At 67.0% G+C, this 25,370-nt stretch carries 23 protein-coding genes and 1 CRISPR repeat array; of the genes, 12 read left to right on the forward strand and 11 right to left on the reverse strand.

Going from position 1 to position 25,370, the window contains the following annotated elements; genetic code table 11:
* The first annotated feature begins 406 nt into the window (after positions 1 to 406).
* A CRISPR array of direct repeats spans positions 407 to 1,247; the repeat unit is 36 nt; unit sequence GTGACTCCCGCCTACGCGGCGGGACTCCATTGCGGC.
* 110 nt (positions 1,248 to 1,357) lie between these two features.
* Both F8178_RS04090 and F8178_RS04095 read right to left on the reverse strand, forming a co-directional pair.
* Complete coding sequence (locus F8178_RS04090; RefSeq protein ID WP_317493271.1) at positions 1,358 to 1,648, reverse strand: hypothetical protein; 291 nt, start codon at positions 1,646 to 1,648, stop codon at positions 1,358 to 1,360.
* Positions 1,638 to 2,078: a hypothetical protein gene (locus tag F8178_RS04095; RefSeq protein WP_317493272.1), complete on the reverse strand. Its 441-nt coding sequence runs from the start codon at positions 2,076 to 2,078 to the stop codon at positions 1,638 to 1,640. Before F8178_RS04095 ends, F8178_RS04090 begins: the two co-directional genes overlap by 11 nt.
* A 793-nt stretch (positions 2,079 to 2,871) precedes the next feature.
* On the opposite strand from F8178_RS04095, the gene F8178_RS04100 reads away from it, so the two are divergent.
* The 4 genes from F8178_RS04100 (at position 2,872) to F8178_RS04115 (ending at position 6,862) form a co-directional block, all read left to right on the forward strand.
* Positions 2,872 to 3,321: a hypothetical protein gene (locus tag F8178_RS04100; RefSeq protein WP_317493273.1), complete on the forward strand. Its 450-nt coding sequence runs from the start codon at positions 2,872 to 2,874 to the stop codon at positions 3,319 to 3,321.
* Between the two features lie 138 nt (positions 3,322 to 3,459).
* Positions 3,460 to 4,755: a transcriptional regulator gene (locus F8178_RS04105; protein WP_317493274.1), complete on the forward strand. Its 1,296-nt coding sequence runs from the start codon at positions 3,460 to 3,462 to the stop codon at positions 4,753 to 4,755.
* A gap of 9 nt (positions 4,756 to 4,764) precedes the next feature.
* Positions 4,765 to 5,502, forward strand: coding sequence for a 5-formyltetrahydrofolate cyclo-ligase (locus F8178_RS04110; RefSeq protein WP_396344969.1), 738 nt, complete (start codon positions 4,765 to 4,767; stop codon positions 5,500 to 5,502).
* Between the two features lie 463 nt (positions 5,503 to 5,965).
* On the forward strand, positions 5,966 to 6,862 hold the full coding sequence (locus tag F8178_RS04115) for a phosphotransferase (protein WP_317493495.1): 897 nt from the start codon (positions 5,966 to 5,968) through the stop codon (positions 6,860 to 6,862).
* Between the two features lie 254 nt (positions 6,863 to 7,116).
* Here F8178_RS04115 and F8178_RS04120 read toward each other — a convergent pair whose 3' ends face one another.
* The 3 genes from F8178_RS04120 to F8178_RS04130 form a co-directional block, all read right to left on the reverse strand.
* A complete protein-coding gene (locus tag F8178_RS04120; protein ID WP_317493275.1) occupies positions 7,117 to 9,318 on the reverse strand; it encodes an MMPL family transporter in 2,202 nt (733 codons plus the stop codon).
* Positions 9,319 to 9,414: 96 nt separating this feature from the next.
* Positions 9,415 to 10,971 carry a multicopper oxidase family protein gene (locus F8178_RS04125; RefSeq protein WP_317493496.1) on the reverse strand — a complete coding sequence of 519 codons (1,557 nt, stop codon included), beginning with the start codon at positions 10,969 to 10,971 and terminating at the stop codon, positions 9,415 to 9,417.
* A gap of 56 nt (positions 10,972 to 11,027) precedes the next feature.
* On the reverse strand, positions 11,028 to 11,309 hold the full coding sequence (locus tag F8178_RS04130; RefSeq protein ID WP_317493276.1) for a DUF4190 domain-containing protein: 282 nt from the start codon (positions 11,307 to 11,309) through the stop codon (positions 11,028 to 11,030).
* A gap of 216 nt (positions 11,310 to 11,525) precedes the next feature.
* Here F8178_RS04130 and F8178_RS04135 point away from each other — a divergent pair, with 216 nt between their 5' ends.
* From F8178_RS04135 to F8178_RS04155, 5 genes are all read left to right on the forward strand, one after another.
* On the forward strand, positions 11,526 to 12,692 hold the full coding sequence (locus F8178_RS04135; protein WP_317493277.1) for a histidine kinase: 1,167 nt from the start codon (positions 11,526 to 11,528) through the stop codon (positions 12,690 to 12,692).
* Positions 12,689 to 13,363, forward strand: a complete 675-nt coding sequence (locus F8178_RS04140) for a response regulator transcription factor (protein WP_317493278.1) — start codon at positions 12,689 to 12,691, stop codon at positions 13,361 to 13,363. The genes F8178_RS04135 and F8178_RS04140 overlap by 4 nt, the downstream gene beginning before the upstream one ends.
* Positions 13,364 to 13,902: 539 nt before the next feature.
* Positions 13,903 to 14,271 carry a hypothetical protein gene (locus F8178_RS04145; protein WP_317493279.1) on the forward strand — a complete coding sequence of 123 codons (369 nt, stop codon included), beginning with the start codon at positions 13,903 to 13,905 and terminating at the stop codon, positions 14,269 to 14,271.
* 53 nt (positions 14,272 to 14,324) lie between these two features.
* Positions 14,325 to 14,960, forward strand: coding sequence for a hypothetical protein (locus F8178_RS04150; RefSeq protein WP_317493280.1), 636 nt, complete (start codon positions 14,325 to 14,327; stop codon positions 14,958 to 14,960).
* Between the two features lie 59 nt (positions 14,961 to 15,019).
* Complete coding sequence (locus tag F8178_RS04155; RefSeq protein ID WP_317493281.1) at positions 15,020 to 15,445, forward strand: YbaB/EbfC family nucleoid-associated protein; 426 nt, start codon at positions 15,020 to 15,022, stop codon at positions 15,443 to 15,445.
* A gap of 765 nt (positions 15,446 to 16,210) precedes the next feature.
* Here the strand turns inward: F8178_RS04155 and F8178_RS04160 are convergent.
* The 5 genes from F8178_RS04160 to F8178_RS04180 form a co-directional block, all read right to left on the reverse strand.
* Entirely contained in the window at positions 16,211 to 17,365 is a 1,155-nt protein-coding gene (locus F8178_RS04160; protein ID WP_317493282.1) for a sulfotransferase, read from the reverse strand.
* 9 nt (positions 17,366 to 17,374) lie between these two features.
* Entirely contained in the window at positions 17,375 to 18,442 is a 1,068-nt protein-coding gene (locus tag F8178_RS04165) for a DUF1214 domain-containing protein (RefSeq protein WP_317493283.1), read from the reverse strand.
* A gap of 62 nt (positions 18,443 to 18,504) precedes the next feature.
* Positions 18,505 to 20,394, reverse strand: a complete 1,890-nt coding sequence (cysC, locus tag F8178_RS04170) for an adenylyl-sulfate kinase (RefSeq protein ID WP_317493284.1) — start codon at positions 20,392 to 20,394, stop codon at positions 18,505 to 18,507.
* On the reverse strand, positions 20,394 to 21,293 hold the full coding sequence (gene cysD / locus F8178_RS04175) for a sulfate adenylyltransferase subunit CysD (protein WP_317493285.1): 900 nt from the start codon (positions 21,291 to 21,293) through the stop codon (positions 20,394 to 20,396). The genes cysC and cysD overlap by 1 nt, the downstream gene beginning before the upstream one ends.
* Complete coding sequence (locus F8178_RS04180) at positions 21,290 to 22,030, reverse strand: inositol monophosphatase family protein (protein WP_317493286.1); 741 nt, start codon at positions 22,028 to 22,030, stop codon at positions 21,290 to 21,292. The genes cysD and F8178_RS04180 overlap by 4 nt, the downstream gene beginning before the upstream one ends.
* An 82-nt stretch (positions 22,031 to 22,112) precedes the next feature.
* Between F8178_RS04180 and F8178_RS04185 the strand changes: the two genes are divergently transcribed.
* The 3 genes from F8178_RS04185 (at position 22,113) to F8178_RS04195 (ending at position 24,174) form a co-directional block, all read left to right on the forward strand.
* Entirely contained in the window at positions 22,113 to 22,748 is a 636-nt protein-coding gene (locus F8178_RS04185) for a TetR/AcrR family transcriptional regulator (RefSeq protein WP_317493287.1), read from the forward strand.
* 86 nt (positions 22,749 to 22,834) lie between these two features.
* Positions 22,835 to 23,317 carry a nuclear transport factor 2 family protein gene (locus tag F8178_RS04190; protein WP_317493288.1) on the forward strand — a complete coding sequence of 161 codons (483 nt, stop codon included), beginning with the start codon at positions 22,835 to 22,837 and terminating at the stop codon, positions 23,315 to 23,317.
* Between the two features lie 80 nt (positions 23,318 to 23,397).
* Positions 23,398 to 24,174 (forward strand): SDR family oxidoreductase, encoded by a 777-nt coding sequence (locus F8178_RS04195; RefSeq protein ID WP_317493289.1) that lies wholly within the window; start codon positions 23,398 to 23,400, stop codon positions 24,172 to 24,174.
* A 62-nt stretch (positions 24,175 to 24,236) separates the two neighbouring features.
* On the opposite strand, the gene F8178_RS04200 is transcribed toward F8178_RS04195, so the two are convergent.
* The gene (locus tag F8178_RS04200; protein WP_317493290.1) at positions 24,237 to 25,250 is read right to left on the reverse strand and encodes a LacI family DNA-binding transcriptional regulator; all 1,014 of its coding nucleotides are present in this window, start codon (positions 25,248 to 25,250) and stop codon (positions 24,237 to 24,239) included.
* Positions 25,251 to 25,370: the final 120 nt, after the last annotated feature.

Raw genomic sequence — 25,370 nt, forward strand, 5'->3', positions numbered from 1 at the left:
GCTTCCAGCCGGGTGCAATGAACGTCGGCTGGCGTCCGTTCGAGATCTCGGTGAGGGGCGCCGACCGCAGCAGGGGTGTTCCGGTGTCGGTACTCGCCATACCGCGCGGTAGGGCGTCGCCAGAGGTCCTCGGTAGCCGTCCTAAGGATCGATCGAGCTCAGCTTTGCCGGGATCCAAGATAACCGTCCCGATTTCGAAATGCGGAAGGCGTATCGAGCCAGTGGTGGCGCTGGCGCGTGCGAGCGGTGAAGTACGGCCCCGAACCCCGGGGAGTGCTCGCATGCAGCTCAGGGGCTGTTACCGGGCGTGTGGATCACCGTTGAAGGCTGTCGAAGGGGGTGTGGATGGCGACCGCTCGCATGGTGCGGTATCGTCGCTGGTCACAGCTCATGGATTTCAGGAGCTGTGACTCCCGCCTACGCGGCGGGACTCCATTGCGGCACTCACGGGTTGCGTGCAGTTAACGTATGTCCACTCTGGTGACTCCCGCCTACGCGGCGGGACTCCATTGCGGCACCGTGTCGCGGGCGTCGTCGCTCCATATCACCGGTGACTCCCGCCTACGCGGCGGGACTCCATTGCGGCCAGTGGTGGTCGGACGTGTGGGCGTCTCCGATGGCGCGTGACTCCCGCCTACGCGGCGGGACTCCATTGCGGCGGCCTTCGTGTAGCGCTGCTCGCTCCACTTGCGACCAGTGACTCCCGCCTACGCGGCGGGACTCCATTGCGGCCGCCAAACTGGTCGACCGCGACCACGACCAGTGCGACTGTGACTCCCGCCTACGCGGCGGGACTCCATTGCGGCTGCGCGCATGCGCGAAATCGAAATCACGCCGCATCCGTGACTCCCGCCTACGCGGCGGGACTCCATTGCGGCCTCGACGACGATCAGGACGCCACCGACGCGCAGGATGTGACTCCCGCCTACGCGGCGGGACTCCATTGCGGCACTGGCCAACATTCATCGCACATATAGCCGCCCGGCCGGTGACTCCCGCCTACGCGGCGGGACTCCATTGCGGCCAGACGATGGAGATGTAGGGCGCGCCAAACATGGCGAGTGACTCCCGCCTACGCGGCGGGACTCCATTGCGGCTGAGCCGATCACGAATGTGGGCGGGGTGCGTGGGGATGGGGGTGACTCCCGCCTACGCGGCGGGACTCCATTGCGGCGTCCATGACGAGCAGGATGTAAGCGTGTACAGGGACGGTGACTCCCGCCTACGCGGCGGGACTCCATTGGACTGGGAGCTGATGTGGGTTACTCTACGTCCGACTCGTCGCGCATCTATTCCGCGTTATCGATATCAGGAACCGAAGCTGGCCGATTCGATCTGGCGACACGGTTGTGGCGGTCTATGGACGGGTGCTAGGTGAGCCGCCGCGTGCTGCGGTTGTCTCTGTAGTCAGGGCGTGACTCCGGCACTCGGGCGCAGCGTACTCACCGTCGATGGTGGTCGTTTCGACCGTGGCCGTCGCGCGCTGGGCTCGGCGGGTGAACTCCTCACCGATCGCGGTGTACTCCTTGCCGATCCATGCGGCAGTTTCCGGCGATAGAGAGCCGTCGGCGAGAGCGAAGAACGATTCAGAGACTGTCCGGTGCACCCGGGAGATTCTGGCGAGGAAATCCCGATCTTCAGCCAGCATGGGTGGCCTCCTCCTGAGGTGGCTGTACATTGTGGTTGCGGGTGAGGGAGAGAACAAGCGACGTGGCGGGTCGTCCCCGTCGCTGGTAGGTGAACGTCGCTGGGCAGTGGATGCGTACCCGCCGCACCGGGGTCCGTGTCCAGCTCGCCGTGGAGGGGGCGATCGCGCTGAGCGCGGGAACCGCCCACTGGGGCCGCAGGTCGGCACCGGCGATCGTGGTGATGGCCGCACGGGCCCGGTCGGTCACCAGGCCGTGCGGTACTGCCTCGCCTGCCGGTGAGGCGGGCATGGTAATCGCATCGATATGGCCGCTGACAACCAGCTGGGCCTGCCGGTGTGCGGTGTCTAGCACGATCGGCCAGCGGGACACCTCCGCGTAGTAAACGCAGGCGGCACGGAGCAACACGGCGTCACGCCGCCCGGCTGGCACCGTCGAGATCCCGGCTCGGCCAGCGGTGGATCGGTTCGGTGTCCGTGTGATCATCATTGTTCTTGTCGTCGGTGCTGCCGGTGGCTCCTGCCGGGGGTGGCTGTGGTGGCGTCGGCGAGTCGCCCTCACCGCAGCCGGTGGAGGTTCCGGACCGCCGAACACCATCCGAACGCGCTCCGGCATCCCGGGGCGGTGACCTCCGGTGGGCGCGTCGGCGCGGCCGACGGGACGATCCGGTGATCGGGCGTGGGTGCGGAGCTGGAACCTGAACCGCGGCAGGGCTGTGGCCGCCAATCCCAGGGACACCTGGAGCTGTTCGGCCTGCCTGCGAGACGGCACGACGTCGCTGGTCGGTGAACTGAGCACCACCCCGCCGGGACACGCCCACACAGTCACCGGAACCCGGTAACCGTGCGCGTCCCGGCCCCACACTGTCGAACGCGGCCGCACTCGCCGACGTCGCCATTGCGCCAGCCAGCCCCACCAGCTACGCCGTAACCGATGTCGACCGGACACCGCGATCACGTGAATGGCCGAGGAGTCAGCTTGGGGCGGCTGCTTCGTTCGTGATTCCGCCACGTTGGTGTATGGATGGCGTGAGCGAGTCGATTCGCGTCGAGTAGCAAGTGCAGCATGTCGTTCCGTAGGTTCATCGCAACGTCCTGGTTGTTGTCGGTTGCGGCGGTCGGGGCCATACCGCAACCGACAACAACCATGGAATCGTGTCGTGCGCGGTCAGCGATAGATGACATTCCATGACATAGCCGGGGAGAAGTAGTGATAAGCGCAGTCAGTGACGATCACCGGTACGAGGAGCACCAGCGGTGTCGATGATGCCGACTTGTGGGAGCTGTTCTGCGGCTACGTGCAACCGTTCACTGCCGACGGAGTGATGTTCTATCTCGGCGGCGCGGTCGGAATCGATACGATCGCACTGCACTGGCTGGCAGAGAATTCGAACGTTGCCATCACCGTTGTGGTGCCCTGTGCGGTGGTTCATCAGCCGTCTGCCGCCGCAGATGCGATCGCCTCGTGGAACGAGGGTGGCAGGGTTTCCGCCGTGGTCGAGCTGGGAGCGCAACAGTTGGACACGGCTGCCTATCATGCTCGTAACCGGTGGATGGTCGATCGCATCGAGTTGGTGATCGGATTTCCCCGTGGCCGTGATTCCACCAGCGGAACCCGGTACACGCTGAACTATGCTGAGGAACGAGGCGCTGCTCGACTGGTGGTGCCGCTGTAGCTGGAGTCCAGGGGGTATGCCGTGGCCGCAAGTAAAGCCGTGACCGCTGGAGACCAGTTGCGACGGCTCCGCGAGTCACGTGGCTGGTCTTGGTCCGAACTCGCGCGTGCACTACGAGAATGCGCTCAAGAGCTGGGGGTGAACACCTTGCGCGGGCGGCAGCTGGCTAGCATCGAGCGCACTGTCGCTCGTTGGGAAAGCCCGCGAGCGACGACCGCTCCTGGCGAGCGGTACCAGATCCTGCTCGCCCATCTCTACGCACGCGACCGATTCGGAGTTCCCCGGCTGGGTTCCGAGTCGGATTTCGCCGTCCTCATGGATTCCCTGCGTGGTTTCGGAGTGCCGGAACGCCGCATCGATCAGCTGACGACGATGGTCGCAACCCGCACAGAGCCACCTTCGTGGCTCCGATCCGAGCTGTCGGGCGCCCGGCACGGATCCATGGACCAGCTCGACAGGCAGCTCGCGGAGCCCGGTAGGCCCGACGAGCATGCCGATGAGCCGGTGAGCTGCGCCTTGCGGCATCCCGGCAGTGTCGACGTGTTGGCAGTCGCTCGACTGCGGGAACGGGTACGCCAGCTCGATCAGCGCTACGACACGGCCGCCTCTACGTCCCTACTCGCCGACGTCGGGCAGTGTCTCGGGCAGGTGTCGTTCCTACGAGCACATGCCGACTCCGACCGAATCCGGCGTGAGCTGTTCGCGGTTGAAGCGGAAGCTGCGACACTGATGGGCAAATCAGTATGGGACGCCTCGCAGCGACGCGACCACACGACGGCCCGAACGTACCTGAAGCAGGCGATAACAGCCGCCCGGCAGGTCCATGCGCCCAACACCGAAGCGCTAGCGCTACTACGGATGAGCTTCGTCGCGCTCTACGGGGAGAAAAGCCCGCGATCCGGGCTTGACCTGGCGATGCTGACCGCCGCGACCGCCCGCCATAGTAGCCAGGTCTTGGCCGGGCTCGGTGTCCTGCACGCTGCCGAGGCGCACGCCATGCTCGGCCAGCGGCCAGAATGCGAGCAAGCATTGGGTGCCGCCGAACAGCACTTCGAGCAGATCAGTGTGTGCGACACAGCAGCGGATTCGCTCCTCCCCACGCAACACGGCCGATTGGCCGGATCCTGCTACCTGTTCCTCGGCAATGCCGAGCACGCCCAAACCATCCTGGAACGTACGGCCGTCGAGCTGCGTGGCCGATCGAAGTCGCGGGCCATCGTGTTCGGCAACCTGGCGCTGGCGTGCATCCGGCAGCAGAAGCTCGATGAGGCGGCAGGCGCGCTGCACAGCGCGATCGACGATGTCGAACAGACATGGAGCGGTGGTGGACTGAACGTGGTTTTCAGCGCCGGGCAAGAGCTACGACCCTGGCGACACGTGGCCGACGTTCAGGATGTGTACGATCGGCTGCTCGCGCTCATGGCCGCAGCGTGAGGGAGCACTATGACCAGCGTGGAGCAGGACCAGGACAAGAACGCCATCCGTGACCGGGTATGGACGTTGCTGGAACGGGAACGAGCCGTTCCGGCAGGTGTGCACGGCCGCATCCCTGCCTTCTACGGTGCAGAGGCTGCAGCTGGGCGCTTGGCCGAGCTGTGTGTGTGGAGGAACGCGCGAGTAGTCAAGGCAGTGCCGGACAAGGCGCAGCTACCGGCACGGGCGCGGGCGCTTTCCGAAGACAAGCTCGTCTACATGGCCGTGCCGAAGCTAGCCGATGTGCAGCCCTTCTACCTCCTGGACCCGGCAACGCTCACCGTCCCGCCTGGCGAAGCCGCGTCGAGCAAGGTGGCCGCGTCTGTGGCGCGCAAGATCGACGTCGAAGACATGCGGCCAGTTGACCTCATCCTGTGCGGCAGCGTGGCTGTAAACCGGCACGGCGTACGACTCGGCAAGGGTTCCGGGTACTCCGACATCGAGTTCGCTCTCCTGCAAGAGGCGGGCCTGGTCGGGCCGAACACCACAGTCGTTACCACCGTGCACTCCCTACAGGTCGTTGACAACGAGCTACCCGAGACCGAGCACGACTTCAGCGTGGACGTGATCGTCACCCCCGAGGATGTCATTGAGTGCGGCCCGTCACGCCGCCCAGGCGGGCTGATCTGGGAACACTTAGATCAGGAAACGATCAAGGCAGTTCCGGTCCTGGCCGATCGTGCTGGCAGGGCAACTCGGGACAGCTAGCTGTCGCGGGGCGTGAGGCTGTTGACGGTGGGGTGGGAAGCTAGGCGAGCCGCGAGACGCGGTCCAACGGGGAATCGTCAGCGCGCATCTCGCGGAGAGTCGACTGCTCCTCGGCGATGTAGCTCGCAGTGTCGCCATCCTTCACGACGTGATTGAGCTGGCGGCCATGACGGGAGGTCGCGTCGCCGCGCAGCGGATTCGCAATGTGCCGCGAACTGTGCGTACCTACGGGAACGCGACTGCGGTGTCGCCGCTCGATGCCCACATCTGCGAGCGCCTCCTCGGGCAGCGAGTCGCGGCAGGGTCCATGTAGGCCGAACTTGGGCCGAGCCGCGTGGGATAGGCGCCGATCACCGTAGTTGTGATCCGTTCGGAAGAATGCTGCTAGGTCGTGCTCACCAGGAGGGCAGCGTCAACCGAACACCGCCCAGATCCCGTGGCAACTACTCTGCCGGATGACACCATGAACTCCGTGACTCCTTCACCCTTGTGCGTACGCGATGTCCTGGCCGCTGCAGGAGAGCGTGCCGGGTTCGACGCCGCTCGTGCGGAACTCGTCCGCGACGGATCCAACGTGTTGTTCCGGCTGCCCGGCGGAGTAGTGGCGCGGGTCGGGAGGGAAGATACATACGAGAATGCTGAGCGGCAGGTCGAGCTCTCCCGCTGGTTGCTCTCCGCTGGCGTCCCCACAGTGCGTGCGCTGGAAGGCGTTCCCCAGCCAACTGTGGTTCATCACCGGCCGGTCACCTGGTGGGAGGAGCTCCCCGAGCACCGCCCCGCAACGCCCGGTGAGCTCGGCGCAGTTCTGCGGTCACTCCATGCCCTGAAGCTCCCGGCTCAAGTCCCTCTTCCCGAGCTCGACCCGCTTGCTGGGATCGCGGAACGGATCAGCTCCGCACTCCACCTTCACGACGAAGACCGAGCGTGGCTCACTCACCGCGTGACCGCTCTGCGCGAGCAGTACAACGAGCTGCCAGGTGAGCAAGAGATCTGCGTTGTCCACGGAGATGCATGGCAAGGCAACTTCGCGGTGAGCGACGCCCGGTCGCCTGTCGTGCTGGATCTGGAACGCGTCGCCCAGGGGCACGCGGACTGGGACTTGATACCGCTCGCTGCTGACTACGCGGATTTCGCGCGATTAACCGAAGACGACTATCGCCAGTTTGTCTTGGCGTACGGCGGATACGATGTGCTCACCAGTGCACGTTTCCGGGTTCTCGCAGATATCCAGGAGCTGCGGTGGGCAACGTTCGTGCTCGGTAGGGCAACCGCAAGTCCGGGTGCTGCGCGAGAAGCACAGCATCGGCTTGCCTGCTTGCGTGGTTGCGTTCCTCGCCCTTGGAAGTGGACCGCGTTGTGAACGTTGCCTGCGACTACCTGCCTCGGCAGTCAGACGTCCGTCAACACGGAGTCACCAGTTGCCCACGCCGAGCGGGTGTAGTGTGTCGTCGATGAGCAGATACGTGCCGCAGTCGAGGACGGTGACGAAGCTGCCCAGTATCTTCGACATTCCGCGCCGGGTTCACCGATGAACGTGCCCTCCAGTGCCGATCATACTCCGTGACAGTCAGTTCTAACCGGCAGGAGCACAGCATGGGTCCCCACATCATCGCTTCATCCGGCGGCACTGGTGGTATCTGCCCGTTCCCGCTCCAGCGCTACGCGCGGCAGCGCACGGTCGAGTGCCCGTGGCAGCCACCAGGCGCGGCGGCCCAGCAGCTGCATGATGGCGGGCAGGGTGGTGAACCGGACGATCGCGGCGTCGACCAGGATCGCGACGGCCAGGCCCAGACCGAATTGCACGATCATCCGATCCGGGCTGAGCATGAACGCCCCGAAGACCACCACCATGATCGCTGCGGCGGCCGCCACGATCCGGCCGGTGTTGGCGAGCCCTTCCCGGATCGCGCGCGAGGCGTCGTGGTGGTGCTGCCATTCCTCGTGCATGCGGGACAGCAGGAACATCTCGTAGTCCATCGAGAGCCCGAACACGATCGCGAAGATCATCACAGGAAGGAACGCCTCGACCGGGCCCGGCTGAATACCGAGCGCACCGGCCATCACCCCGTTCTGGAAGACGAGGGTGAGCACGCCCAGCGAGGCACCGACACTGAGCAGGTTAAGCACCGCCGCCTTCAACGGGATCAGCACCGAGCGGAACACCATCATCAGCAGCAGCGCCGACAGGCCGAGCACCACTATGACGAACACGAGCAGGCGCTCGGCGACGGCGTCGGCGAAGTCGATCGCGGCGGCGGTGGTGCCGCCAACCAGATAGGTGGCGCCGGTCTCGTCCGCCACCGGCGGTAGGACGTCCTCCCGCAGCAGGGTCACCAGCTCGGCCGTCTCCTCGTCCTGTGGCGCGTGCTCCGGCACGGCGATCACCGTCGTCACCCCCGCGCCGTCGGGTGGCGGTCCCGCCGGGAACGCATCCGCCACGCCCGGGGCGGCATCGAGCGCACCCAGCGCCGCACCGACGGCCTCCCGGTCGCCGTCCACGACCACCGCCAATGGCCCGTTGAACCCCGGGCCGAACCCCTCGGCGAGCAGGTCGTACGACTGGCGGCTGGTGGTCGACGGGTCATCGGTGCCCGCGTCGGCGAAACCCAGCCGCATGCCCAGTGCGGGTGCGGCGAGCGCGAGCAGCGCGCCGACCGTCAGCAGCGTGGCCAGCCACGGCGACCGCTGCACCAGGCTCACCCAGCGCCGCCATACGCCGCCATCCGGCCCGGCACCCCGCGCCTCCCGGCGGGCTCGGCGTCGCGTGCGGCGGCGCACCGCGCGTTCCACCCGCCGCCCGACGATGGCGAGCAGCGCGGGCAGCAGCGTCAGCGAGGCGACCATCGTCATCAACACGGTCAGCGCCACCGCGACCGCAACCCCCTGCAACGCCCCCAGCCCCAGCGCGACCAGCCCGAACAGGGCGATCACCGTGGTGCAGGCGGCGAAGAACACGGTACGGCCCGCCGTGTCCAGGGCATGGCGCGCCGCCTCGTCCCGCTCGGCGCCTGCGATCAGTTCCCCCCGGTACCGGGCGAAGATCAGGAGCGCGTAGTCGATGCCGACGCCGAGACCCACCAGCATCATCAGCGGGGGTGTGAAGTCGGCGATGGTCGCCAGGTGCGAGGCCAGCACGATCAGGCCCAGCGTGCTCACCACCGCGACCACCGCGATGATGATCGGCAGGCTCGCCGCCAGCAGGGAACCGAACAGCAGCACCAGAATCAGCAGTGCCGCCAGCAGCCCCACCATCTCACCGGGAGGACCGTCGCCCTCCTCCGCGGCGCGTACCGGGTCGCCACCCAGCTCCACCCGCAGGTCGTCACCGGCGTGCGCCTGGGCCGTGTCGATCAGGGTCCGGACGTGATCGCTGGGCACGTCCGGCGACTCGCCGTCGAGAGTGACCGTGGCGTAACCGATCGTGCCGTCCGGCGAGACGGTCGCCTCGCTGGCGTACGGGCTCGCCACGTCGCGTACCGACGGGACGTCGGTGAGCTCGGCGAGCATCCCCGCCACCCGCTCGCGGGTGGGCGCCGCCGCCAGCCCGTCCGGGTGCTGCAACACCACCTGCACGGTGGCGTCCGCGTCGGCGGGCGCGTCCGCGCGCAGCGTGTCGATCGCCTCCTGGGACTCGGTGCCGGGCAGGGTGAAGTCGTTGTAGTAGTCGCTGCCCACGGCCTGCCCGCCGACCGTGACGCCGATCATGACGGTGAGCCACGCCAGCAGCGCCCACCAGCGCAGCCGGTAGGACCGTTCGGCCAGGCGCACGAACACGCTCGACCGGGTGCGGGTCGGTGTCTCGGTGAGCTGGGCCATGGCCGCGCTCCTCCTTCGCATCGGTAACCAGGAAGCGGACATCTCCGGGGCGGAGTGACGCACCCGCGAGAAGCGATCAGGATGGGGTACGGGGAGTTAGATGACCTCGATGTTGGCCATCATCATCATGTCCTCGTGCTCCAGGTTGTGGCAGTGGAACACGTACTTGCCGCGGTAGCCGTCGAACCGCACCAGCAGCTCGGCGCGCTCGCCATTGTCGAGATCGACAGTGTCCTTCCAGCCCCTGTCGGTGCGGCGCGGGCCGTTGCCATCACGGCTGAGCACTTGCGACTGTGCGAGATGGATATGGATCGGGTGCGCCACGTTCAACCCGTGCAGCCGCCACAGCTCCACCGCACCCAGCCGCGGGTTGGCGTCGATCCGGTCCGGGTCGAACTCCTCACCGTTGATGGTCCACAGCGTGACACCGTGCGCGGACGACCCGCCTCGGGCGAAGGTGAACGCCCGCTCGACCGTCGCGTCGGACCTGGTCAGCGGCCGCACGTCCGCGAGGGTGGACGGGACCTGGCTGTCCTCGTTCCCGCGCCGGGCCACCACGAACCGCATCACCTGCCCGGTGCCGCCGTCGCCGAGCTCGTTGACCAGCGTCACCTGCTCGCCCACCCGGTAGGCCGAGAAGTCCACCACCACGTCGAACCGTTCCGCCTGCGCCAGCTGGATCCGGTTGTGGCCGAGCGGCTCGGACAGCAACCCCAGGTCACTGCCGATCTGGACGAACGACGGGCCCTCCGGCGGGGGCGGATCGAGGGCGAGCCGGTAGCGCCGGGCATTGGAGGCGTTCAGCAGCCGGAACCGGTACCGCGTGTTGGTCACCTCCAGTACCGGCCAGGGCGCGCCGTTGACCAGGATGCAGTCGCCCAGCATCCCGCTGATCGCGTCACCCTCAACGCCGGGCTCGCCGAGCAGTGAGTGATCCTTCGACGGGTAGCGGAACGACCCGTCCTCGGCGAACGAACGGTCAGCGATCATCAGCGGGATCTCCCGCTCGCCAGACGGCAGTCCCAGCGACTCCTCCTCGTCGTCCCGGATCAGGTGAAAACCAGCCAGCCCGCGGTAGACCTTCGGCCCGGTGAAATCCATCGAGTGGTCGTGGTACCAGAGGGTGGCGGCCTGCTGGTCGGCCGGATACTCGTACGCCCACTCGCCGTCGGCGAAGAAGCCGTCGTGCTCGCCGCGCTCCACGTGGCCGCTGTGCCGGTGCCCCCCGCCTGCCGGTAGCACCAGGTCGGTCGGGTAGCCGTCGTGCTCAGGTGGGGTCTTGCCGCCGTGCAGGTGCACCACGGTCGGCACCTCCAGCTCGTTGCGATGGCGCACCACGGTGCGCCGCCCGCGCCGGGACACGATCGTCGGCCCGGGAAAGGTCCCGTTGTAGCCCCAGATCTCGGTGGACAGTCCGGGCAGGATCTCCATACGGGCAGCCTGCTGGGTGAGCTCGAAGTAGTCGCCCTGCCCGTCGCTGCGCACCGGGTCGAGCTCCGGAGGGAGCGGCAACGGCACCGTGAACGGCTCCGGCAACGGGGCGTCGCTGCGCAGCACCGCGCCCGCACTGCCCTCGGCGCTGGAGTTGGCGCCGCCGCGCGGGAAGATGCCGCCGGGTTGGAGACCGCATCCGGCGAGACCGGACGCCAGCATGCCCGCGCCTGCGGCCGTGCCCAGCCGGAGCGCCCGGCGCCGCGAGTACCGGCGGCTCACAGCAGCCCCTCGACGATCCGGTAGGCGATGTGCCCCAGCGTCGCCGCCAGCGCGATCATGCCGCACACCAGGCCCGCGGTGGCCTGGCCGCGATTGCCTGCCTCACCCCGGTTGGCCCGCCCGATACCGGTCGCCCCGAGCACGATCGCCGCGACACCCAGCGGGATTCCGAAGTAGATGAAGAGGAACAACGGGATCCCCAGGATCCCGAAGATCAGTGATAGTCGCCCGGCGGTGTTGTTGTGCGCCGTGCTGTTCTGGTGCGCGTTCGAGGTCATGAGGGTCTGCTCCCTGCTCTGCGCCCGCGGGCTATGGTCGGGCTCGTCCTGTTCGCCGGTGCTGCCAGCCCGGCGCTGTGCACGTATCGACGGTAGGAACGCGGCAGTACCCGGGGCGACGCTCCGCGGGAGGATCTTTGTCTACCCCGGTGGGGGGACGCGGGATCCCTCCGGAACGTGATTCGCGCGCCCGCTGCCCCGATTAGGCTCAGGGTTGTGACCCGGAGAGACCTCGTGATCGACACTGCGCTGGCGCTGGTGGCGTGCGGGCTGACGCTGGCCATCCTGTTCGGCGGTGGCCTCGGAACCCCGTCGCCCGGCGCCCGAGCCGCGGACGCGACCAGCGTCGGGTTGGTGCTGCTCGCCACGCTGCCGCTGGTGCTGCGCAGGCGCTTTCCGCTGGCCGCCTACGGGGTGATGACCGCGGCCACCCTGCTGCTGTTCGGCCTGAACTACCCTGTCGACGTGCCCATCGGGCCGCTCCTCGGCGTGTACGCGCTCGCGGTGAACCACGGCGGCGCGCCACCCGTCCGGCGGCTCGCCGCCGCAGCGGCGGCGGCCGGTTTCGTTCCCGCCACCGCCGTTGCCTACCTGGCCACCGGCGCTGACGTGCGGGCGATCCTGGTGCCCGAGCTGCTGTGGATAGCCTTGCTCTTCGCCGGGGCGTGGATCGCGGGCGACCGGGCGCAGCTGCGGCGGGCCCACATCACCGAGCTCGAGGAGCGAGCGCGCCGCGCCGAGAACGACGTCGAGCGGGAACGGCGGATCGCGGTCGCCGAGGAACGTACCCGGATCGCGCGCGAGCTGCACGACTCGGCAGGGCACGCGCTCAACGTGGTCCTGATGCAGGCAGGTGCCGCCCGGCTGCTCCAGGAACGCGACCCGGAGGGCTCCCGTGGCGCGATCAGCACCATCGAGCAGGTCGCCCGAGCCACCATCGGCGAGATCGACCGTCTGGTCCGGGTGCTGCGCACCGGGGAAGCAGCCGATCCGCCGCGGGCCGGGCCCGGCGAGATCGAGGACCTGGTGGAACGCCACCGCGCCAGCGGCCTGCGGATCACCGCCGACGTCCGCGGATCGCGGACGTCGCTCCCGGACAGCCTCGCCTGGGCCACCTACCGGCTGCTGCAAGAGGCCCTGACCAACGCCGCCCGGCACGGCGACGGCAGCGCCGAGGTGACGCTACGGTTCGCTGACGACGCGGTGGAGCTCACCGTCACCAACCCGTACCGCGCCGACGACGTCGTACCCGGGTCCGGTCACGGGATCGTGGGAATGCGGGAGCGGGTCTCCCTGCTGGCAGGCACGCTGGACGTGGACGGCGATCACGGGACCTTCCGGGTGCACGCCCGGCTCCCCCGAACCGAGGCGGTTGCGCGATGAGCGACACGACGTCGCTGACGGTACTGATCGCTGACGACGACGACCTGATGCGGGCCGGGATCCGGGCGGTGCTCTCCACCGACGAGACCGTCACCGTGGCGGGCGAAGCCGAGGACGGCAGGCAAGCGGTCGACCAGACCCGCCTGCTGTGCCCGGACGTGGTGCTGATGGACGTCCGCATGCCCCATCTGGACGGGATCGCCGCCACCAGGGAGATCGTCGCCGCCGCGCCTGCGACCCGGATCCTGGTGCTCACCACCTTCGAGGACGACAGCTACGTGGTCGGGTCGCTGTCGGCAGGCGCGTCCGGCTTCCTGCTCAAACGCACACAGCCGGAGGAACTTATCAGCGCGATCCACACCGTCGCCGCTGGCGAGGCGCTGCTGTCCCCTTCGGTCACCCGCACCGTCATCGACCGCATGCTCGGTGGCGCACCGCCCGATCCGGCGCGGTCCGAGCGGTTGAGCGAGCTGACCGCCCGCGAACGCGACGTGTTGCAGCTGGTGGGCCGCGGCCTGTCCAACATCGAGATCGCGGCCGCCCTCGTGGTCGAGGAATCGACCGTCAAGACCCACGTGAAGCGGATCCTGGCCAAACTCGACCTGCGTGACCGGGTGCAGGCCGTGATCCTCGCCTACGAGACCGGCCTGGTCACCCCCGGCGCGGGATGATCACGGGGCAGGGCGAAGCACCGAGCTCGTGTGCTACGACTCGCGGCGCCGAACCATGTGTGTGGGTTCGACGACAGCCCCGAAGAGTCTCGATGCGAGGATGCGTGAACTAGCCCGGCTAGATCCCATGTCGGTAACTGGCATACCGCGAGCACGGAACAGCAGGTCGTATAGAGCGGTCGACACGCGCGTGGAAGTGAAGCGTGTCCGACTGTAGCGTGTGTGTGCCTTATGTGGCCCCTGTGCACGTCATGGTGAATCGCCGAATGACCAAACTTATCGCGGATGCATTATGTTGACACTATGTGTATCATGGTAGCATCAATGGGTGGTGTGAGTGGTCACTTTGTTTCATTGGTAAGCCTACGAGAGTCGAGAAAGACGGTTCTCGCAAAGGAATGGGGGTCGTGCATACTTGTCGATAGTTACAGCCGCTTCTTGTCTCGTGAGTGGTCGGCGTGCTCGCTGGATATAATTATTCGAGACTGGATGGTTGACCGGTGCTGTGGCAATATGCCAGTTCATAAAGGGAGGAAACGATGTCCGAGGGTGGGCATGGGGTCGATGCAGATGAGTTGCGCGCGCTCAAGAGTACGTTGGATGACGCGAGTGACTCGTTGGGTATGAAGAATTTTGCTGAAGAGGCGTCACTCGAAGGATTTCTGACGACCCAGAGTGGCGTTAGCCCATACGAGAACGTCGATGAAACTGTCGAAGAGACGGTTCTTGCGTTGACCGAGTTCGTCGATCAGAATTATCCTGCCGCTGTCGATGCGATGCACGACTTCATTGTCAGGACACATGTGACGATAACGAATCTGGCTGACGGTGTCGCGCAGGCGGGTGAGGACTACGAAATTACTGAGGATCAAATCACTGAGTGGCTGGAAGACCACGATATTAGTTAGTGCTCCAGCGGGGCCGAGTCGATCTTCGGAGGTTCATTGTGAGTCTTAGGGACATGATAGACGAATCCTTGCTCGCTGATGCGCGGGAAATAGACGCATTCATCGCCGGAGAAGGCGAATCGCTGCCGTCGCTGGAGAATACCCTCCGGCTTGTTCGTGACGTTGACACCGATCGCCTGCGTGAGGTTGGGAAGGATGTTTGGGGAACTGGGGGATCAGACGGAGGCAATTTGGTCGGCAGTTCATTCGACGAATGTATCATAGATCTGAATAAGGCTATGAACCAGGCGGCATCCTGGACCGGAGATGCAAATAATGCGTACACGAACCGAGTTGACAGAACTAAGGGCGCGATTAATGAAATGCGCGATCCCGCAGTGGATGTTGGTAACGCCCTAGTCAATATCGCTGATGCGTGGGACGAGAACTTCGGTCACTCTGTGGCTGATATTCTCACGATAGTTGGTTTTGTTATTGCCGCTATCGGTGTCGTCGTGGCGGCAGTAACGAGCTTTACAGGTGTCGGTGCGATTGTAGGTCTTGTCGTGGCGATTATTGGACTCCTGATATCTGCTGCTTCGATCGCGTGGGGTATCTATGAAACGGAGAGGACCAAGGTCGACGCTTTGGAGAGTGCAGGCCAGGCAGCGCGCGAGACGATGACCTCTGCGGAGGGCCGCGAGCCGTGATACTCCGACCTTCTGGCTCTGATCAGTAACTCGAGAACTTGAGAAAGGCAAGGTATACTGTGACTTCGCCGAATCGGGATGTAAATGAGGCAATCGAAGCTGGTAAGGCCAAGATCGAGAAGATAAAGCGAGATCCGGAGCGTGCTCTTTTCAGTAACTTTGCAGGAAAGTCCGGTAGTCGTGCAGTCACGGTTGAGGTTGATCTCATGGGTCGACTGAAGCGGATTCATATCGAGCCAGATACGCTCTATGAAGGAGCGGAATCGTGGATCGCTACTGAGATTAGCGCCGCATACGAAGCGGCGAGAAAAGCAGCCGACTTTCTCGACTTCGACCTCGCTTCATTCGCGAGCGAATTGGAGAATGCGCCTACTGTGCAGCAGCGTCTGACTGATAAGGTTGAGCGGGAACGCGAGGAACGTGAGAAACAAGCTGTCGATGATGAGGATGACGACGATTACTTTAGACGGCCACTCGGCCGTTGATGGGTCTCGAGGATCTCGGGAACGTCGAGGATCTTGACTGTGTACGCGGTTGTGGCGGGACCGCTCGACGGCGCTCGGCGTAGCGCTCGACGATGGGCGGTATGGGACCGGTGAACGCTGCGCGGGATGCGAGACGACTGTTCGCAGTGCTCAGCTTGCTGGCTGGTGTGCTGTTTACGCTGCTCGTTGGGCTCGGTGTTGCGGGGATCCTGGATGCAAGGAGTGCATGCGAGCGGTCCGGCGACGTACGGTGGTCGACGCTGGGTTCTGTATCCTGTGATCTTGAGGGGACAACGGTCACGATGACGACCCAGGCATCCTTCCTGACCGTCATGTGGGCTGGCTTTGGACTGGTGAGCACGTTAGCAGTCGTGATAGCTATGGTGATCGTCCGTCGTCGCGAAGGACGGTGAGTGGGTGAGTCACAGCAGGACGCCGTGATGAGGGCCGTCGGCATACTCGAGAGTTTCGTGAAAAGCAGGGACAGCGACTCGGGGAAGCTGGTATGTATCAGGCGCTCCCGTTGTGCTGGTAAATGTACTGCATGGAAGTGACCGAGGCGTCTTGTTAGGTATAGGTACGGGCGCTGACGTGCTTCTTGGCGTATAGAACGCTGACAGCAGCGAGCTTTGCGCTCATTCGGCTGAAGTTGGCGATGCTGGACACGCCTCAGTTACCGGTCACATGGGCAGAGCTGGTCTACCACACATGGGGAGCGGAACTGCCCCGCCGAATGTGCCCGCCCACCGTACGCCGCCCTCGACCCTACAAGTACTCCGCCGTGTAGAACGCGAAGTCCCGTTCCAGTTCCTGCTCGGTGAGCCCGTAGTCCTCGGCGGTGTAGGAGTGCGCGGCGTGGCGTTGCTGCCGATCGCGTTCCATGTATTCCTCGAACGCCGCTTTGTCGGCCTCATCGGGAACGAGGCCGAGCTCGTCGAGTACGCGCAGGGCTTGGTTCACCGGCTCCCGCAGCATCGCCTGGTACGGCACGTCCACGAACCGCTCCGGGCGCTGCTCCCGTACGGTGGCGAAGTTCCGCAACGCACTGGCGAAGCGGTCCCTCCAGTAGGGACCGATCGTGTGCGGGTCGGTGGCGTCGCTGTACTGCGCGAAGAGGTTGTGCACCATCGACGCGTACGACGGCACCGCACGCGCAGGGGAGCGGTGGGTCATGACGATGGTGCAGCCGTCGAAGGTGTCCAGCAGGGTTCCGGTGGCGGTGAGGTGGTGCGGCGACTTCAGCGCCCACCGCTTGCCGTCCCGCTCGGGTTGCTGCCATTGCAGGATCTGTAGCCACTGGCGAAGCTCGGCGTAGGCCTTGCTTTGGTCAGCCGCGCGCAGCCAGTCGCCGTAGCTGGGGACGTGGTAGAACGACTCGAAGCTCATCGACGTGAACGTCCGGTCCATGAGGATCACGTCCTCCTCCGGGCCGTCCCACTCGATGGTGTGGATGTCGCCGAAGTCGGGGGAGTACTCCAGGAACATCCGCATGCGGTCCTGCGCGCGTCGCTTGCGTTCGGGAGCGTCCGGCCCCTCCCCGGGAAACGGGATCGGATACGAGGTCTCCCAGGACAGCGTGGAGGTCAGCTTCGGCGACGACGCCAGCAGGCGCTGTAGCAGCGTGGATCCGGTGCGTGGCAGGCCGCAGATCTCGGCGGCCACGGCCGGTTCGACGTCGAGGATCTCCGGGTGCTGGCGTTGCAGGGCGCGCATGCGCAGCCGGTCTCCGAGCAACGCCACGAGCCTGCGCCGTGTCATCTCCAGCCCCGGCTCGGACAGCCGCGCCTCGTCGTTGAGAGCGCTGATCAGCACGCCGAGCGGTTCGAGGAACCAGTCATCGCCGAACTCGGTCAGCCCGACCTTGTCGCGGGCTGCGGTGAGTAGGTCATCCACCCGCAGGGCGGTGGTCGTCGACGTCATGGTGCCTCCTCAAACAGTCAGCGAGTCGAGGGTCACGATCCGGCACGTGGGGACGGGGTGGGTGTCCGCGCTGAGCCAACGCAGCAGCGCCGTCCCGCTGCTGTGCCCGCAGGTGTCGATCCAGTTGCCCACGCCGGGGTCGGATTCGGCGACGACGATGCGCAGTGTGCCGTCGCCGTCGAGGCGGGCGGTGTGCTTGTTGACCGTGATCCGCCTGCTGTTGTCGAGTGACTCCATCCACCAGTTGTCCAGCTGGAAGTTCCAGTAGCGGCAGTCGGGTACCTCGGTCTCGATCAGCCACGCCTGACCGGGTTCCAGCGCCCAGTAACCGTGCAGGTAGCAGATCTCCGGGTCGCCGCCCGCGCGCTGGAACATGTCCTGGCCGAAGTCGACCAGCTCGTTGGGGCGGGCCATGAACATCTCGGTCCAGCCCGCGAACGTGCCCGCGGTGCCGTGCACCGCGAGCGCGGTTCGCTGCAACGCTTTGGCGATAAATTCCGGGGTGAGTTCGCCCGGCTGGTCGGGCCCACCGATCCGTTCGATGTCCCAGTGGCCGGGCGTCTCGTGTGCCCGGTCCAGGTAGGTCTGGCGCACCACCAGGCCCGTCGAGTCGGGCGCCAGGGGCAGCCAGTTCCGCCCCTGCCGTGCCTGGCTGGCGATGATCTCGATGGTGCCGTCCGGCTCGGGAACCAGGTCGGCGTCGCTCAACTCGCCGGTGGAAGCCATGGTGCCGTCGGTGGCGTAGCGGTTGGCCTTGGAGCCGATGGAGAAATACGCGATCGTGCCGCGCGTGCCGGTGATCCGGTAGTCGCGGTCACCGCGGATGTTCGCCGACAGGTACACGTTGTCCGGGTTGTCCGCGCCGATCTTCACCAGGTCGAGCTGGTGCAGCCGGGGGAAGTCGGGGTCGGCGTTGTCCACGCAGGAGTACAGCATCTCGCGGGTCAGCCTGGTCAGGTAGCGAACCCCCTCCGCTCGGTCCAGCGGGGTGCGCGGGGCGGATTCGGAGTGCAGCACCTCCCCGGCCCTCTCCAGCGCCCGGCAGAACTCGGACCAGGCCTGCACGGGATCGGTCACGACGCTCCTTCCATAGGTGTAACATGTTCTACTTCATTACGGTAGCGGAACCCGGGCACCGTTCACGACCCCCGGAGCACCCCCGTCTCCCGCAGCCGCGCCAGCACCTCCTCGGCAGCTTGCTCGGCCGTGAGCGCGGTGGTGTCCAAGCGGATCTCGGGCCGTTCCGGCGGTTCGTACGGCGAGTCGATCCCGGTGAAGTTGGCCAGTTCCCCGCGACGTGCCCTGGCGTAGAGTCCCTTCGGGTCGCGGCGTTCGACGTGCTCCAGTGGCGCATCCACGTGCACCTCGCAGAACTCGCCCGGTTCGACGAGCCCCCGTGCGAGCGCCCGCTCCTGGCGGAACGGCGAGATGAACGAGGCCAGCACGATCAATCCGGCATCCACCATCAGCGCGGCCACCTCGCCGATCCGGCGGATGTTCTCCACCCGGTCGGCGTCGGTGAAACCGAGATCCTTGTTCAACCCGTGCCGCACGTTGTCCCCGTCCAGCAGGAACGTGTGCCTGCCCTGCGCGTGCAGCGCCTTCTCCACCAGATCGGCGATCGTGGACTTGCCAGCGCCGGACAGGCCGGTGAACCACACCACACACGGGCGGTGTCCGTTGCGGGCGCTGCGAGCGTTCTTGTCCACCGTGACTGACTGCCAGCGCACGGTCGCCGACCGCCGCAGCGCGAAATCGATCATCCCGGCGCCCGCCGTGGCGTTGCCGAGCCGGTCCAGCACGATGAACGAGCCGAGCTCGCTCGCGGTCCGGTACGGCTCGTAGGCCACCTCGGTGTCTAGGTGCACGTTCGCCACCGCGATCTCGTCGCGTCGCAGCGTCCGTGCCGGGAGGTGGTTGCCGGAATCGACGTCGACGCGGTACTTCGGCGTCTCCACGGTGAGCCCGACGGTGCTCGCCCCCAGCTTGGCCAGGTACTGCCTGCCGGGCAGCATCTCGCGCTCGTCCAGCCATACCAGGTGTGCCTGGAAGGCGGTCGCGGTATCCACCGGATCCCCGGCCGCCGCCAGCACATCACCCCGGCTGACGTCGACGTCATCGTCCAGCATCACGGTCGTCGCCATGCCGCGGGTGGCCTCGTCCAGATCACCGTCCATGGTGACTATTCGGCCCACAGTGGCCTCGATGTTGCCAGGGGCGACGCGGACGCGGTCGCCCCGTCGCAGGCGTCCGCGCACCACCTGCCCGGAGTATCCCCGGAACCCGGGTTCCGGGCGGTTCACCCACTGCACAAGGAACCGCGCAGGCCCGCCGGAAGCGGCGGCAGGCTCCACCGACTCCAGCCAGCCGAGCAGGGTCGGACCGCCGTACCAGGGTGTCGCGTCGCTGCGCGCGGTCACGTTGTCGCCGTGCACGGCCGAGGTCGGGATGCAGGTGACGTCGTCGAGCCCGATGCCCGCTGCGAACTCCCGGAACTGGCCGCTGATCTTTTCGAACACCGATCGGGAGTAGCCGACCAGGTCCAGTTTGTTCACCGCGAGCGCAACATGCCGGATACCGAGCAACGCGAGCAGCCGGGCGTGCCTGCGGGTCTGCGTCAGCACACCAGTGCGGGCATCGAGCAGCACGACGGCGGCCTCGGCGTTCGACGCGCCGGTCACCATGTTGCGGGTGTACTGCTCGTGCCCCGGCGTGTCGGCGACGACGAACCGCCTGCGTTCGGTGGCGAAGAACCGGTAGGCCACGTCGATGGTGATGCCCTGCTCGCGCTCGGCCGCCAGCCCGTCCACCAGCAGTGCGAAATCCAGCTCGCCGCCGCGGGTGCCCGCCCGCCGGGAATCGGCCTCCAGCGCGGCGAGGTGGTCGCTGGGCAGCAGCTTCGATTCGTACAGCAACCTGCCGATCAGGGTGCTCTTGCCGTCGTCGACGCTGCCGCAGGTGAGGAACCGGAGCTCGTCGGTGTGGTGCTGCCGTCGTGTGCGCGCGGCCGCCGGTGTGGATGCCGTCATCAGAAGTACCCTTCCTGCTTCTTGCGCTCCATCGAGCCGGCCCGGTCGTGATCGATCACGCGGCCGTGCCGCTCGGAGGTGGTGGTGGCGCGCATCTCCGCGATGATCTCGGGCACGGTGGTGGCGTCGCTGCATACCGCCCCGGTCAGCGGGTAGCAGCCGAGCGTGCGGAACCGGACGGTGCGTAGCTGGGGTTCCTCTCCGGCGTCCAGCGGCATCCGGTCGTCGTCGACCATGATCAGCACCCCGTCCCGCTCCACCACCGGGCGCTCGGCGGCGAAGTACAGCGGCACGATCGGGATCCGCTCGCGCTCGATGTAGTACCACACGTCCAGCTCGGTCCAGTTGGACAACGGGAACACGCGGATGCTCTCGCCCGGCCCGGTGCGCGCGTTGTACAGCCGCCACAGTTCCGGTCGCTGGTGGCGCGCGTCCCACCGGTGACCTGCGTTGCGGAAGGAGAACACGCGCTCCTTGGCCCGGGAGGCCTCCTCATCCCGGCGCGCGCCGCCGAAGGCGAGATCGAAACGGTGCTCCTCCATCGCCTGCCGCAGCCCCTGCGTCTTCCACAGATCGGTGTGCGTAGCCGAGCCGTGGTCGAACGGGTTGATACCCGCCGCGACGCATTCCGGGTTCCGGTGAACGATCAGTTCCATGCCCATATTCCGCGCGGTGGCGTCCCGGAAGACGATCATCTCCCGGAACTTCCAAGTGGTGTCCACATGCAACAGGGGAAACGGCGGCAGGCTCGGGTAGAAGGCCTTGCGCGCCAGGTGCAGCAGCACCGAGCTGTCCTTGCCGATGGAGTAGAGCAGCACCGGACGCTCGCTCTCGGCGGCCGCCTCGCGGAAGATGTCGATGCTCTCGGCCTCCAGCCGATCCAGGTGCGCGCGCCTCATGCCGCCCTCGCGAGCTCGTCGAGCAGCGTCGAAGCCAGCTCAGGGCGGCAGACCAGCAGGTCCGGGAGGGTGGGGTCGGGGTTGTTGTAGGTCAGCGCGCTGCCGTCGAGCCGGGAGGTGTGCAGGCCCGCGGCGCGGGCGACCGCCACCGGGGCCGCGGAGTCCCACTCGTACTGGCCACCGCCGTGCACGTACGCGTCGGCCGCGCCGCGCAGGACGGCCGCCACCTTGGCACCCGCGCTGCCCATCGGCACCAGCTCGGCGCCCAGCGCGGCAGCCAGCCGGTGGGCCCGCGCGGGCGGTCGGGTGCGGCTGACGGCAATGCGCACCGCGCCGTTACGCGCCGGGGGATAGACCGGAGGTGCGTGCGTGGTGTAGGTGCGTCGCAGGTCGGGCAGCGCCACCGCACCCGCAACCAGTTCGCCCGCCTGCCACAGGGCCACGTGAACCGCCCAGTCGGAGCGCCCCGGCTCACCGAACTCGCGCGTGCCGTCCAGCGGGTCGACGATCCAGACCCGCTCGGCGGTATGGCGGGCATCGCCGTCCGGCTCCTCCTCCGACAGCAGCGCATCGGCCGGCCTGCGGCGGCGCAGCTCGCGGGTGAGCAACCGGGCGGCCGCGCGGTCGCCGCGGCCCCCCAGCCGTTCGGGGTCACGCGTGGTGGCCCGGATTCCGAGCAGCACCCGACCCGCCCGTCTCGCGAGGCGCCGGGCGAGCGCGGCATCCGGTCCGTTCATGAGCGCAACCGTAGCGGCAAACTGAACAATGTTCAATACCTGTACTGAACAGTGTTCGGCGAGCTGAGATAGGGTGTTCGGCATGGAGGGGACGACCGGAAGGGCCACCACGGCCTGGGGTGACGCGCAGGGACGCAGGCGCGACATCCTGGCCTCGGCCGAACGCCTGCTGGAACAGTCCGGATACGCGGGCCTGACCATGCGTGCGATCGCCGCGGGCGCGGGTGTCAGCTCCGGAACCGTGTACCAGTACTTCAGCGGCAAGGAGGACGTGTTCGTCGCGCTGACGACCCGGCGGCTCGAACAGCTCCAGGCCACGCTGGCTGGCGCGGACCGCCACGCCGGTGTCTCCGGCGTGCTGCGCGAGATCGTGCCGCAGGTCACCGAGCTGTGGCGGCGGCTAGGTCGCTCGGCCTCGCAGTGGGAGGCGAGCGCGCTGGCAGGTGGCGAGGACAGCCGGGGCGTGGTGACCTCGGCGGCGGCCTACCAGGACACGCTGCGAGCGCTCGCGGATGCGCTGCGCGAGGCGGCGGAGGCATCCGGGCAGCAACTCGTCGACGATCCCGCGCTGCCGCACTGGGTGTGGGACTCGCTCATCGGCCTCGCGGACGACCTGCTGCTCGGCGGGGCCCGGCAGAACAACATCAGCCGTAGGCGCCTGATCGAGTTCGCCAGCAACGCGATCGAACGCGGCATCGTGGCGCAGCCGTCGCGCTGAGTCGTTCCGGAAAGGGTAGCCAAGGGTGGCATCGCGATCGAGAACATGTTCTTGTCGCCGCCCCGCCGGTGCGAGAAGGTGGGTGCATGGACCTGACGACCCTGGAAGAGATCCGCAGCCTGAAGTACCGCTACTTGCGCTGCGTGGACCTGAAACGCTGGGACGAGCTCGCCGAGGTGTTCACCGCCGACGCCGTGGCCAACTACGGAACGAGGGCGGTCGGCGAGCCGATCGCGCTGACCGGCCGCGACGAGATCCTCGGCTACCTGCGGGAGAACCTCGGCCCGGAGATCACCACGGTGCACTTCGCCGGACACCCGGAAATCACCGTGGACGGGGATACGGCCAGCGGCCGGTGGTGCTTCGAAGATACCGTCATCGCCGCCGAGTACCGCATGCTCATCCGAGGTGCGGCGTACTATGAGGACACCTACCGGCGGTGCACCGACGGGGCGTGGCGTATCGCGAGCACCGGATACGAGCGGATCTACGAGTACATGCACTCGCTGGACGACCTGCCGAGCCTGCGCTTCACGACCACCCGGTGGACCGCTCCCGCGGCGACGTGACCACGCCGTTCGATTGACCCCTGCTAGAACCAGTTCTAGCATGCTGGTCGGCAGTGGAACCGTGCCCCGAGGAGCCGCGCATGATGCTGAACGGGAAAGTTGTGGTGATCTCCGGCGTCGGACCGGGCCTCGGGCGCGGTATCGCGATGCAGTGCGCGCGAGCTGGTGCCGACGTCGTGCTCGCGGCCCGCACCGAGTCCCGGTTGTCCGATGTGGCCAAAGAGGTATCGGCGACCGGCCGGCGAGCTGTCACCGTGCCCACCGACATTACCGATGACACCGCTTGCGAGCACCTGGTCGCGGCCAGCCTCGACGCGTTCGGTCGGATCGACGGGCTGGTCAACAACGCGTTCGCGATGCCGCCGCTGACCGACCTGGCCACCGTCGAGCTGGACGAGGTGCGCCGGTCATTCGAGACCAATGTGGTCGCCGCGTTGCGGCTCACCCGGCTGTTCGCCCCAGAATTGTCCGGCGCCGCCGGGTCGGTCGTGATGATCAACTCGGCGGTGCTGCGGCACTCGCGGCGCACCTTCGGCGCGTACAAGATGGCCAAGGCCAGCCTGCTCGCGCTCGCGCAGAGCCTGTCCACCGAGCTCGGCCCGCGCGGCGTGCGGGTGAACTCGGTCGCCCCTGGCTACATCTGGGCCGACAACCTCGAGTGGTATTTCGACTATCTCGCTGGCCAGCGCGGGGTGTCACCCGCCGAGATCTACGAGGAAGCCGCCAGTACCGTGGACCTGCGCAGGTTGCCGGAGCCCGGGGAGATCGCCGACGCGGTGACGTTCCTGCTGTCGCCGATGGCACGCGCGATCACCGGCCAGTGCCTCGACGTCAACGGCGGCGAGTACCACCACTGACCGGCACCGACGGCACCAGTGGACTCCGGCCGCGATCACCCCGCGGTGTCGCTGCCGTGCGGTCAGACCGATTCCTTGCGGTCGAGCCGCATCGGGATCAGGTGCGTTCGCGGGGCGAGGTCGTTGTCCAGCAGCAGGTTCACCGCCGCCTTGCCGAGCTCGTAGTGCGGCAGGACCACCGAGCTCAGCGGCGGGCGTAGCCAGGAGGCCAGTGCCGAGTCGTCGAACGACACCACGGCCACGTCACCGGGAACGCGCCTGCCGCGTTCCTGTAGCGCCTGGTAGGCGCCGAAGGCCACCCGGTCGTTGGCGCAGATGAGCGATCCCGGGTGCTGTCCGGAATCCAGCAGGTTCGCCACCGCCTCGTAGCCGTACTCCGGCTCCCAAGCGCACTCGACGTACCCGGTGATCCCGGCCCCGGCCGCCGCGAGGACCTCCTCAGCGCCGTCCATGCGCAGGCACCCGGCGTAGATGCCGTCCGGGGCGTCTGGTGTGCGGTGGCGGGCACCGATCGCGTAGACCCTCTCGGTGCGCCCGGCCTCGACCAGCGCGCGGGCCGCCTCGCGGCCGCCCTCCAGTTCGTCCGGCAGTACCACGGGGCCCTCGAAACTGTCGTTGATGCAGTTGAGCAGCACCACGGGGCAGCTGCCGAGGTTCGGCGGCAGCCGCGCCTGTCGCGTGTACATCACGGCGTACACCAGCGCGTCTACCTGCCGGTCCAACATCTCGTCGATCAGCTGACTCTCGACGTCCGGGTTCCCCGCGGTCTCGGCCACGAACAACAACCGGCCACCTGCGTGTGCAGCCTCGATGGCGCCACGGATGACTTGACCGGCGTACTGGGTGGTGGCGATCGTGTCGGAGACCAGCCCGATGGTGTTGGTGACCTGGGTGCGCAGGCTCCGTGCCGTGATGTTGGGTCGGTAGCCGAGCCGTTCGGCGGCGTCCAGCACCCGGTGCTGCGCGTCTGTCGAGATCCGCATGTCGGTGCGGCCGGACAGCACGAACGACGCCGTCGTGCGGGAGACACCGGCGGTGCGCGCGACCTCGGCGAGGGTGACGCGTGCGGTAGCCATGCGCTCTCCTTTGCCTGGCCGGATGGGATCGACACTCGCCAATCCCCGGCGGGTCGTCAAGTCGATTCTCACTCCAGGGGTTGACACCGGTGTGAGTGAGGGCACATCCTTTGTGCTAAT

Origin of the sequence: Haloechinothrix sp. LS1_15 (assembly GCF_033042135.1) — a bacterium.
Taxonomy (GTDB): Bacteria; Actinomycetota; Actinomycetes; order Mycobacteriales; family Pseudonocardiaceae; genus Haloechinothrix.

Bases quoted from the DNA above. Each gene is read 5' to 3' on its own strand.
- cysD (WP_317493285.1), bottom strand. From the start codon at position 21,293: ATGAGGCGCGCGCACCTGGATCGGCTGGAGGCCGAGAGCATCGACATC.
- F8178_RS04140 (WP_317493278.1), top strand. From the start codon at position 12,689: ATGAGCGACACGACGTCGCTGACGGTACTGATCGCTGACGACGACGAC.
- F8178_RS04120 (WP_317493275.1), bottom strand. From the start codon at position 9,318: ATGGCCCAGCTCACCGAGACACCGACCCGCACCCGGTCGAGCGTGTTC.
- cysC (WP_317493284.1), bottom strand. From the start codon at position 20,394: ATGACGGCATCCACACCGGCGGCCGCGCGCACACGACGGCAGCACCAC.
- F8178_RS04090 (WP_317493271.1), bottom strand. From the start codon at position 1,648: ATGCTGGCTGAAGATCGGGATTTCCTCGCCAGAATCTCCCGGGTGCAC.
- F8178_RS04200 (WP_317493290.1), bottom strand. From the start codon at position 25,250: ATGGCTACCGCACGCGTCACCCTCGCCGAGGTCGCGCGCACCGCCGGT.
- F8178_RS04110 (WP_396344969.1), top strand. From the start codon at position 4,765: ATGACCAGCGTGGAGCAGGACCAGGACAAGAACGCCATCCGTGACCGG.
- F8178_RS04115 (WP_317493495.1), top strand. From the start codon at position 5,966: ATGAACTCCGTGACTCCTTCACCCTTGTGCGTACGCGATGTCCTGGCC.
- F8178_RS04160 (WP_317493282.1), bottom strand. From the start codon at position 17,365: ATGACGTCGACGACCACCGCCCTGCGGGTGGATGACCTACTCACCGCA.
- F8178_RS04125 (WP_317493496.1), bottom strand. From the start codon at position 10,971: ATGCTGGCGTCCGGTCTCGCCGGATGCGGTCTCCAACCCGGCGGCATC.
- F8178_RS04180 (WP_317493286.1), bottom strand. From the start codon at position 22,030: ATGAACGGACCGGATGCCGCGCTCGCCCGGCGCCTCGCGAGACGGGCG.
- F8178_RS04185 (WP_317493287.1), top strand. From the start codon at position 22,113: ATGGAGGGGACGACCGGAAGGGCCACCACGGCCTGGGGTGACGCGCAG.
- F8178_RS04150 (WP_317493280.1), top strand. From the start codon at position 14,325: ATGATAGACGAATCCTTGCTCGCTGATGCGCGGGAAATAGACGCATTC.
- F8178_RS04195 (WP_317493289.1), top strand. From the start codon at position 23,398: ATGATGCTGAACGGGAAAGTTGTGGTGATCTCCGGCGTCGGACCGGGC.
- F8178_RS04130 (WP_317493276.1), bottom strand. From the start codon at position 11,309: ATGACCTCGAACGCGCACCAGAACAGCACGGCGCACAACAACACCGCC.
- F8178_RS04145 (WP_317493279.1), top strand. From the start codon at position 13,903: ATGTCCGAGGGTGGGCATGGGGTCGATGCAGATGAGTTGCGCGCGCTC.
- F8178_RS04190 (WP_317493288.1), top strand. From the start codon at position 22,835: ATGGACCTGACGACCCTGGAAGAGATCCGCAGCCTGAAGTACCGCTAC.